The 8,967-nt window shown below is 62.9% G+C and carries 11 protein-coding genes and 1 riboswitch; of the genes, 6 read left to right on the forward strand and 5 right to left on the reverse strand.

The window, feature by feature from the left end:
- The first annotated feature begins 10 nt into the window (after window positions 1–10).
- Window positions 11–110, forward strand: a riboswitch (TPP riboswitch).
- From CH275_RS04395 to CH275_RS04410, 4 genes are all read left to right on the forward strand, one after another.
- Window positions 104–826: a TenA family protein gene (locus CH275_RS04395; protein WP_094675606.1), complete on the forward strand. Its 723-nt coding sequence runs from the start codon at window positions 104–106 to the stop codon at window positions 824–826. (Overlaps the previous riboswitch by 7 nt.)
- Complete coding sequence (locus CH275_RS04400; RefSeq protein ID WP_094675566.1) at window positions 823–1,836, forward strand: ABC transporter substrate-binding protein; 1,014 nt, start codon at window positions 823–825, stop codon at window positions 1,834–1,836. Before CH275_RS04395 ends, CH275_RS04400 begins: the two co-directional genes overlap by 4 nt.
- Window positions 1,814–2,650: an ABC transporter permease gene (locus CH275_RS04405; RefSeq protein WP_094675568.1), complete on the forward strand. Its 837-nt coding sequence runs from the start codon at window positions 1,814–1,816 to the stop codon at window positions 2,648–2,650. Before CH275_RS04400 ends, CH275_RS04405 begins: the two co-directional genes overlap by 23 nt.
- Complete coding sequence (locus tag CH275_RS04410; RefSeq protein WP_094675570.1) at window positions 2,643–3,389, forward strand: ABC transporter ATP-binding protein; 747 nt, start codon at window positions 2,643–2,645, stop codon at window positions 3,387–3,389. The genes CH275_RS04405 and CH275_RS04410 overlap by 8 nt, the downstream gene beginning before the upstream one ends.
- Before the next feature lie 32 nt (window positions 3,390–3,421).
- On the opposite strand, the gene CH275_RS04415 is transcribed toward CH275_RS04410, so the two are convergent.
- Both CH275_RS04415 and CH275_RS04420 read right to left on the reverse strand, forming a co-directional pair.
- Window positions 3,422–4,696, reverse strand: coding sequence for an LCP family protein (locus CH275_RS04415; RefSeq protein ID WP_094675572.1), 1,275 nt, complete (start codon window positions 4,694–4,696; stop codon window positions 3,422–3,424).
- A gap of 20 nt (window positions 4,697–4,716) precedes the next feature.
- Window positions 4,717–5,373: an FMN-dependent NADH-azoreductase gene (locus tag CH275_RS04420; protein ID WP_094675574.1), complete on the reverse strand. Its 657-nt coding sequence runs from the start codon at window positions 5,371–5,373 to the stop codon at window positions 4,717–4,719.
- Between the two features lie 66 nt (window positions 5,374–5,439).
- Here CH275_RS04420 and CH275_RS04425 point away from each other — a divergent pair, with 66 nt between their 5' ends.
- Window positions 5,440–5,802 (forward strand): helix-turn-helix domain-containing protein, encoded by a 363-nt coding sequence (locus CH275_RS04425; protein ID WP_094675576.1) that lies wholly within the window; start codon window positions 5,440–5,442, stop codon window positions 5,800–5,802.
- 16 nt (window positions 5,803–5,818) lie between these two features.
- On the opposite strand, the gene CH275_RS04430 is transcribed toward CH275_RS04425, so the two are convergent.
- The gene (locus CH275_RS04430; protein WP_094675578.1) at window positions 5,819–6,139 is read right to left on the reverse strand and encodes a homoserine dehydrogenase; all 321 of its coding nucleotides are present in this window, start codon (window positions 6,137–6,139) and stop codon (window positions 5,819–5,821) included.
- 230 nt (window positions 6,140–6,369) lie between these two features.
- Window positions 6,370–7,140, reverse strand: coding sequence for a hypothetical protein (locus CH275_RS04435; RefSeq protein ID WP_094675580.1), 771 nt, complete (start codon window positions 7,138–7,140; stop codon window positions 6,370–6,372).
- Between the two features lie 187 nt (window positions 7,141–7,327).
- Between CH275_RS04435 and CH275_RS04440 the strand changes: the two genes are divergently transcribed.
- On the forward strand, window positions 7,328–7,612 hold the full coding sequence (locus CH275_RS04440; protein ID WP_094675582.1) for a GNAT family N-acetyltransferase: 285 nt from the start codon (window positions 7,328–7,330) through the stop codon (window positions 7,610–7,612).
- A 3-nt stretch (window positions 7,613–7,615) separates the two neighbouring features.
- On the opposite strand, the gene CH275_RS04445 is transcribed toward CH275_RS04440, so the two are convergent.
- Window positions 7,616–7,837 (reverse strand): hypothetical protein, encoded by a 222-nt coding sequence (locus tag CH275_RS04445; RefSeq protein WP_094675584.1) that lies wholly within the window; start codon window positions 7,835–7,837, stop codon window positions 7,616–7,618.
- Between the last annotated feature and the right edge of the window lie 1,130 nt (window positions 7,838–8,967).

The raw sequence follows: 8,967 nt of genomic DNA on the forward strand, positions 1-8,967 counted from the left end.
CTGTCGCTTTCGTTCTGACACGGGGTGTGTCCGCCGATGCGGATGCTGAGATCAAACCCGCCGAACCTGATGCAGGTAATGCTGACGAAGGGATGTCAAGGCGATGACGCCTGTTGTATCTGCGGACCCGGTCCGCTTCACCGATCTACTGTGGAATGCGTCCGAGAACATTCGACGCGCGATAGTCGACCTCGAGTTCCTCCGGCTGCTCGGAGCGGGAACACTTCCGCTCGATGCGTTCCGTCGATACCTCGAGCAGGACTCGCTCTACCTGGGCGGCTACGTGAAGTCGCTGTCTCTGTTGGCAGCGCACGCACCGGGTCCGGTCGCCGGAGCATTCTGGGCGAGCGCGGCCTCGAGCGCCATGGACGAAGCGGCGTCGCACGAGGCCATGCTGACCGGTGGGGCACTTCCCCCGTCGACCGAGGTGCCGGAGCCCTCCCCCGCATGCCTCGGCTACACGTCCTACCTGACGGCGACGGCAGCGACGGAACCGTATCCCGTAGCGGCAGCGGCAGTGCTGCCCTGCTTCTGGATCTACGCCGACGTCGGCCGCTCACTCGCTGACGCTGCGAAAACGGTTCTCGATCGCGAACCCGAACACCCGTACGCACAGTGGGTGGCCGCGTACGACGCACCCGAATTCCATGCCATCGTCGACGCTGCGAAGACCTTCGTCGACGACGCCGCAGCCGCCGCGACCCCTGCGCAGCGCGAACAGATGATCGACGCATTCGTTGTCGCGTCGAGATACGAATTGATGTTCTGGGACAGCGCATTACATCCCACACCGTGGCCCCTGGCCGAGAATGCTGTGTACGCATGAGAGCCACTCGAATTCTCACTGCGCTGACCGCGGCACTCCTTGCGACGACCGGAGTCGCCGGCTGCTCGGAGTCGACCGACTCCGACACGATCCGGTTTGCCCTCGACTGGACCCCGAACACCAATCACACCGGACTCTACGTCGCCCTTCAGGAGGGCTATTTCGCCGACGCCGGGCTCGACGTGGAAATTCTGCCGTACAACAACACCGCGGCCGACACTCTCGTCGATGCGGGTAACGCCGAGTTCGGCATCAGCACGCAGAGTTCGGGCGTATTCGCGACCTCTGCAGGCGCACAGACAGTCTCCGTCCTTGCGCCGCTGCAGCATTGGGCGACCGGAATCGGAGTACGGGCGGACCGAGAAGACATTCCGAGCCCGAAAGCACTCGACGGCAAGGTCTACGCCGGCTTCGGCGAGTCCGGCGAGCAAGCCGGACTTCAGCAGGTCATCAAGAACGACGGTGGCACAGGCGAATACGAGACAGTAGTGCTGGGAACCTCGGCATACGAGGCGGTATATTCCGGTACCGCGGACTTCACCGTCTCCTACTTCGCGTGGGAGGGCATCGAAGCCGAACACAGCGGAACCCCGATGAAGTACTTCGACTACACCGACTACGGATTTCCCGATGCCTACGCGATCACGATCAGCGGCAACGAACCGTGGCTCGACGCCCACCCTGACGAGGCGAAGAAGTTCGTGCAGGCACTGCAGCGCGGGTACCAACTCGCTGCCGACGATCCGGACAAGGCCGCCCATGATCTGATCGACGCCAATCCCGGAACCTTCACCGACGAATCTCTCGTCTTCGAGAGCCAGGAAATGCTTGCGTCGAAGTACATGAAGGACGCCGCGGGCGAGGTAGGCAGGCAGAACCTCGACAAGTGGACCGCCTACTCGAAGTTTCTGTACGAGAGCGGTGTGCTGGCCGATCAGAACGGGGCACCTCTGACGGCGGAGCCGGACTGGTCGACCTACTTCACCAATGACTACCTCGGCGATCGATAAGCCGGTCACCACTGACCGAGACACGTTCTCGTTCAGCGGTATCCGAGCCTCGCTGCGCTGGGCGTGGCCTGCATTGACCGTCGTCGCTGCGCTCATCGCCACCTGGCAGATCTACGTCGAGATCAGCGGCATCCGGCCACAGGTGCTGCCGTCCCCCGGCCGCGTGGTGGTCCAGGGTTGGGCGCAGCGCGATACGATCGCCGAGAATGCGGCGGCGACCCTGCAGGTGACCCTCGTCGGCTTCGCGGTCTCGTTGGCCCTGGCCTGGTTGCTTGCCGTCGCGGTGGATTTCTCGCCCTGGTTGAGGCGGGCGTTCGTCCCGCTCTTCGTCGTGTCGCAGACACTCCCGATCATTGCGATCGCACCGTTGCTGATCATTTGGTTCGGCTTCGGTCTGCTCCCGAAGATTCTGGTGATCGCGCTGGCCACTTTCTTTCCGATGGCCATCGGGCTCATCGAGGGTTTCGCCGCAGCCGATCGCGATGCGCGATCCCTGCTGGCCAGCATGGGCGCTTCACGCTGGCAACAGTTTCGGTACGTACGGTTACCCTCTGCGCTACCCCGCTTCTTCACCTCTCTGCGCATCGGAATCACCTACGCGGTCGTCGGGGCCATCTTCGCCGAATACGCTGGGGCGAGTGCAGGACTCGGAATCTACATGAGCCAGCAGAAGAACTCGTTTCGAACCGATCTGGTGCTGGCTGCCGTCGCCGTCACGGCCGTGATCAGTGTGCTCCTCTTCGTGTCGACTTTCGTGGTGGAGCGATTGGTCGCTCCCTGGGCACGCCACGGTTCGGTGGGTCTCGATGTCTGACCCCACCACCGTCGACAACTGCATCGACGTCCGCGACCTCACGAAATCGTTCGGGGAAAAGCTTGTGCTCGACGGCATTTCGTTCGCCGCACAGCCCGGCGAATTCGTCTCGATCATCGGACCCAGCGGCTCCGGCAAGAGCACGGTGTTCAATATGCTGGCCGGACTCGACCGACCGGATTCCGGCACTGTTCGCGTCCCGCCGTGCGCCTACATGCCGCAGAAGGACTTGTTGTTTCCCTGGCGATCCGTGCTGGACAACACCACGCTCGGTCTCGAAGTGCAGGGAGTCGCGAAGAAGGAGGCACGGGCCAGGGCATGGGAGTTGTTCCCGGTGTTCGGCCTCGACGGGTACGAGTCTGCCAGGCCCGCCGAGCTCTCCGGCGGTATGCGCCAACGCGCTGCACTGCTGCGCACGGTGGTGCAGGGACGATCGGTGCTCCTGCTCGATGAGCCGTTCGGCGCACTCGACTCTCTGACTCGTAGCGACATGCAAGCGTGGTTGCAGCAGGTGTGGTCGGAGTTTCGGTGGACGGTGCTGATGGTCACCCACGACATCCGCGAGGCGGTCTACCTCTCCGACCGCGTGATCGTCCTCTCTCCCCGGCCCGCCCATGTACGACGGCAGGTCGAGGTGACGCTTCCCCGACCACGCGGACTCGACATCGTGACGACTCCCCAGTTCGCCGCAGTCGAGAAGCAGCTGATGGATGTTCTGCTCAGCGCATCCAAGCCCTGAACAACCGAGCAACCGTTCAATCGACGTAGGGCTCAGTCGACGCAGGGAATGCCGCCGTCGCTGTGGACGCCTTCGTCGGGTGCCGCGGGTAGATCCTGAGCCGGATCCGGTGCCGCGACCTCGACCGGCGCTGCGCTGGTCGGCGTGGGTACCGCTGTGATCGACGGAGTGGGCGGCGGCACATTGCCGATCAGCCGTGCGGTCTCGGCCCTGATCGCGTCCACATCGACGAGATTGACGTCTTGCCCGTCGACTGTCTCGTAGCCCGTGATGGGCAGCGTGTAGAAGTCGATGTCGCCCTGCATGACGGCACCGGCCTGCCCGGCGAGAGTCATCGGATCCAGCGATGCGTCGATGACGATGTCGTTCTTGGTGCCCGCTACCAGCGCGCGTAGTTCGCTGATGTTCGCGAGGATGCCGGAGGAGCTGAGCTTTGCCATCACTCCGGCCACGAAGGCCTGCTGTCGTTTGGTTCGGTCGAGATCACCGTTGTCGAGGCCGTGGCGTTGCCGTACGAAGGACAAGGCTTGCGAGGCACTCAGTTCTTGCGCTCCCGCGGGGAAGTCAGCGCCCGAGTAGCTGTCGTCGACCGGATTGTTCAAGCACACCCGAATGGGTCCGACGGCCGTCGCCACATCGTAGAAGCCCAGAAGGTTCACTTCGGCGAAGTGGTCGATCGGTACGTCGAGCAGATCACGAACTGCTGTCAACGTCGATCGTCGACCTGCTTCCCGCGCTTTCCGCTCACGCTCCGCCGAGTCGGTGACCCCCTGGTCGAGCAACTCCGTATCGGCGTCGGCCTTGGCGAGTCCGTACGCTTCCTTGATCTTTCGCTTGCCGTATCCGGGTACATCGACGTAATCGTCACGAGGTATCGAGAGTGCAGTCGCACGGCCACCGTCGGCCGGAAGGTGAACCAACAACAGCGTATTGGTGTTGTATCCGCCCACATCACTGTCGCCGGCGTGCAGCGCATCGGTGACGAACTCGGCAGGCAGGTCGTTTCCGTCCATGTCCTTGCGGCTGTCGAGGCCGATCAACAAGATGTTGGTGTCTCGGCCGTTGCGACTCGGATCGTTGTCAGCGATCCCGTCGAGAGCGTCCGAGGTGGTCAATCCCGTGGTGGCCTCGCGGTAGACCGCGAACCCGATCCCGCTCACCGCAATCGAGGCAACGGCAGCGGTCGCAACGACGACCCGTCCGATCCGAAGCGCGAGACCACGCTGGTGCGACGGTGAGTGGATGCGATGGCGACCCGATCCGTGGTTGCCACGGGTGGTGTCGTTGCCTGGGCCGTTCGATAGCACCTCGCCAGGCTACTCGGCTCTCACCTGGGCAATGCTCCGCCCAACTGCAGCGCGAGGTCGTCGACGGCCGAATACGCGGCCTCGAGATTGGCGCGAGCCTGCGGAATCTGCGGTGCGAGTGCTGGTACACGCTCGGCGAGCGTCAGGTCGATCGGAACGAAATGGACGTCCATACCAAGTGCGACGCCGAGAACCTGACGTAGCTGCGCCGTGGTGTGGTCGGCGGATTCGCCTTCGGTACCGGGGGTGTAGTCGTTGCCACGACTGGTCACCACGACTGCAGGTTTGCCGACGAGGGGTGCCGTACGGGTGTCGAAGGGCACGGTGATTCCAGGAACGTGCACGTAGTCGATCCACGCCTTCAGGGTCGACGGTATCGACCAGTTGTACATCGGCGCACCGATCAACACCACGTCGGCCGAGATCAGTTCCTCGATCAGTTCGATCTGCAGCGCCTCGGCGGAAGCCTCGACGGTTTCGTCTGCGGTGCGCAGATGGGGTGCCCAGTGCAGTGCCGAGGTGGGCAAGTGCGGCAGCGGATTCAGGTGCAGGTCACGATGAATCACCGAATGGTCGGTGCCGATCGCATGCCAGTCGTCAGAGAATCGGGCAGTCACGCGGCGGCTGACCGAACGAGCCGGGTCGGCGGACGAATCGAGGTGCAACAACTGCGGCACTGAAACACTCCTTGTGAGTCGGGGTGCCTCGAGCCTATGCGTACTGCCCGCTTCTACTCTGGTCGAATGGACTTCCGATTCGTCGTGCCTGCTCTCGCATCGCGCGCGGCCGCACTGCTCTCATCAGTCGTGCACGACCGGACCAGCGCGGACGTCGAGGTCAGGATCGGAGATTCGACGGTGCACCTCGACGACGAAACACGCGGTGCGGTGCTCGAACTCCTCATCCAGCTGGCTACCGGCAGAGCGGTCGCGATCGGCACAGTCGACGAACTGCTGACGACCTCGCAAGCCGCAGAAGTACTCGGCGTGTCCGACACCTACGTCAGACGGTTGGCCGATTCAGGCGACTTGCCGATCGAGATGCGCGGAACTCATCGACGATTTCGGCTCGAAGATCTGCTGCGGCAGCGCGATCGATTCCGCTGACGTCTGCCGCGGGCAGTCAGCCGGCCTCACGCTCGAAGTGCTCGGACTGGACAGTCATCAGATCACGGAACGCCTGCCCGGCAGCCATCCACAACTGCTCGGAGTCGATGTAGTCGACACCGCGGATCTCGACGTCACCCAGGTAGGCACCGACATCCACCGACAGCATTCCGATCACGGACGACACGTCGGAATCGAGATAGGTGGATTGCGTGTTCTGTAGTTCACGAAACTGGGTTGCGAAGAACTCGGCTGGAATTCGTCGATCGACGAACTGCGCGATGAGGAACAGGAAACGCGACGCGTGAGCTGAGCCCGACCGGAAAAAATGATCCATGGTGAATACCTCTCCCCACGGTCGACAGCACCCCTCGCACTGTCGACCGTTGAGCTCGCTGATACCCGAATTACGATGCACGGACGAACTCTCGAACAACGATTCGACCCAGGGGCTAAAGAGGGAGCTCGTCCTACCAGCGTCAGGTTAATCGGACCTTTGTCCCGTTTTCACGGTAAATGCCGATTTCGTGAGGAGTCACAACAAAGCCGTCGCGAGTTTTTACTTCTCTACTGAAACGATCCCAGCGGGGCACGATCAGGGGTGTCCAGCTGCCAGAACTGCCAGCCGTCACGCTCTTCGACGTCGCCGCTGATGTGCGTGGCCACAGCGCTGGCAGCAACGGACGGGTTGTCGAACCGTCTGCCTTCCATCGGTCCAGCGGTGATCTCGAGTCGCTGAGTCTCGGGGTCGTAGCGTCCGCTCAGGCGGTATCCCTCGCAGTCGGCGACCACCCGCACCCGATTGTCGATGACCTCCTCCTCCACCGCAGCCTTGGCCGACTTGCGGGGTGCCTTCACCCGCGGGGTACGAACCCACGTCTGTTCGGGACCGACATCGATGGTGGCGTCCAGGGTCGAGCTCAGCCCCAACAGGTCCCACCGCTCGCTGCCGTGCGCAACCCGGTCCACGGCGATCGCATGATGACCGGTCCTGGTGCGGAGGGGCGAATCCTGAACCCAGAGATCGACTTCTCCGCGAATATCGGTGGCCATCTCTTCCGAGGAAACCACATAGAAGCGCGGCTCTTCGTTCGCGAGGTCGACGAACACCCAGTAGGACGATCCGGTGTCGTCACTCTCGAGCGACTCGTCCTGCCGACGTGCCTTCCAGTCCCCTGCCACTTTCGATCGCACTCGAACGATGCACGAGGACTTGCCGTCCATCGACCAGACCTGAACGGGGTTGCGGCGCGATGTCGTCAGCCGCTCCGCACGCCCACCGCGCTGCGTGACAGTTCGTATGAATGCCTTGATTCCCCGGTCGGATGTGTCTTCCACGGATTGCCACCTTCAGCCTCGAGAGCGCCCCGTACTTATGAAGAGAGGTGTTGCGACGGGTGGCGCCTGCACGACTCGGTTTCCCTCACCCTACTGCTTCGACCCTCGCTCGAGTAACCGCCGAACACCCTGTCCGCCAAGTGCCGGTTACCGTGAAGACACCGAACTTCTCCCAGGAGGCACCACGATGTCTGCGACGATCACCCACGACAACGCCGACCACCGGTTCGAGATCTACGTCGACTCCGAGTTGGCCGGCTACTCCGAGTACCTCGAACGGGACGGAATCAGGACGTTCCATCACACAGTGACTCTTCCGCATTTTCGTGGACGGGGATTCGCCGCTGCCCTCACCGAGCACGCCCTCGATGACACCAGCATGCAAGGACTCCGTGTCGTCCCTGCATGCTGGTTCGTTCGCGACTTCATCGAAGCAGCGGGAGACAAGTATTCCGATCTCGTCCAGCACTGACCGTCAGCGCAGCGAGGACGCCCCCGCGCCGAGATCCAACTCGGATTCCGCAGGCTCCCAAACAGTGAGTGCTTCGTCGTCATCGATCTCTCGAGCGGCCGAGTTCGGTGTGCTCGCAACCTTGTTCGCTGCCCTTTCTGCTGCAACCCGTAGCCGTTCGTAGTTTCGCACGCCACGTGCGGCGCGTTGTCGGTGTTCGTTCAAGATCTGCTCGTACTGGTACATGTGTTCTCCTACAACAAGAATGGACGCCGAACACAGCACACTGCCGCGTGGCGAAGAATCCGAAGGGCTACACATCACCTTCGGCCCGAAGCTCTACTCAGAGAGCTTGATCGGCAACTATCACAGACCGCGTACAGACGACTCGCCGGTCTGCATTCTCAGATTCTGCTGTCACTGTCCACCTCCACGGTCTCTGCGATGTGCTTGTTCGACGATCATGCACGGTCTCGACAACGAACTCCACCGAATTAATTTGCCCAAGAGCAAGGATGGGCATGCCGTGTCGAATCCCTTTGCACGACGGATGCTTTCGGGCTGAACCACAGTTCCGGGCGCACTCGGCCCTAGGATCGATGCCGCCGGCGTCCGAGCGGAGTACTGCAGCTTCGACGCTGCCGAACACATACCCGTCGGATCGAACGTGTAAGCGGTCACGACTGCATATGCGCTCGCGTGTCTCAGATGCGCGGGGGCTGGTGAGCGGTCGGGCTGCGACAGTGCGAGCGCCCGGCGAATGCGCGACGGATGGCGAATGCACGCGCGTTTGTTCGGACGACCCGTCGCACGCGGTTGTCGGGGTGACGGGAAGCTGGAGTGACGCCGACACCCGGATCCGGCCGGTCAGGTGTCTGCGAATGCGCGCGCGTGTGTCAGGTGCGCGGGAAATGGTCGGTGGTCCGGGTGCGATTGTGCGCGCCGATGGCGAATGCGCGCGCGTTTGTTCGGACGATCCGTCGCACGCGGTTGTCGGGGTGACGGGAAGCTGGAGTGACGCCGACACCCGGATCCGGCCGGTGAGGTGTCTGCGAATGCGCGCGCGTGTGTCAGGTGCGCGGGAAATGGTCGGTGGTCCGGGTGCGATTGTGCGCGCGGACAGCGAATGCGCGCGCGTTCGCCATAGACGCAGAGCTGCTGTGTGCGGAGTCGACTCCCGCGGTGTTCGAGGACACGAACCCGAGTATGCGCCGGGGGTGGGTGTGGCGGTTGCGTGTGTGGGTTGGGCTGTGGGGGTGATGTTTCGAAATGCAGAGAACCCCCGACCGTGGTGGTCGGGGGTTGTCTGGTTGAAGTTGTGTTCGGCGGTGTCCTACTCTCCCACACCCTGTCGAGTGCAGTACCATCGGCGCTGG

Origin of the sequence: Rhodococcus sp. 06-235-1A (assembly GCF_002258785.1) — a bacterium.
In the GTDB taxonomy this organism is placed as follows: Bacteria; Actinomycetota; Actinomycetes; order Mycobacteriales; family Mycobacteriaceae; genus Rhodococcoides.

Excerpts from the sequence above, each read along its gene's own strand:
- CH275_RS04400 (WP_094675566.1), top strand. The coding sequence starts at position 823 with ATGAGAGCCACTCGAATTCTCACTGCGCTGACCGCGGCACTCCTTGCG.
- CH275_RS04430 (WP_094675578.1), bottom strand. The coding sequence starts at position 6,139 with ATGGATCATTTTTTCCGGTCGGGCTCAGCTCACGCGTCGCGTTTCCTG.
- CH275_RS04405 (WP_094675568.1), top strand. The coding sequence starts at position 1,814 with ATGACTACCTCGGCGATCGATAAGCCGGTCACCACTGACCGAGACACG.
- CH275_RS04440 (WP_094675582.1), top strand. The coding sequence starts at position 7,328 with ATGTCTGCGACGATCACCCACGACAACGCCGACCACCGGTTCGAGATC.
- CH275_RS04395 (WP_094675606.1), top strand. The coding sequence starts at position 104 with ATGACGCCTGTTGTATCTGCGGACCCGGTCCGCTTCACCGATCTACTG.
- CH275_RS04425 (WP_094675576.1), top strand. The coding sequence starts at position 5,440 with ATGGACTTCCGATTCGTCGTGCCTGCTCTCGCATCGCGCGCGGCCGCA.
- CH275_RS04410 (WP_094675570.1), top strand. The coding sequence starts at position 2,643 with ATGTCTGACCCCACCACCGTCGACAACTGCATCGACGTCCGCGACCTC.
- CH275_RS04445 (WP_094675584.1), bottom strand. The coding sequence starts at position 7,837 with ATGTACCAGTACGAGCAGATCTTGAACGAACACCGACAACGCGCCGCA.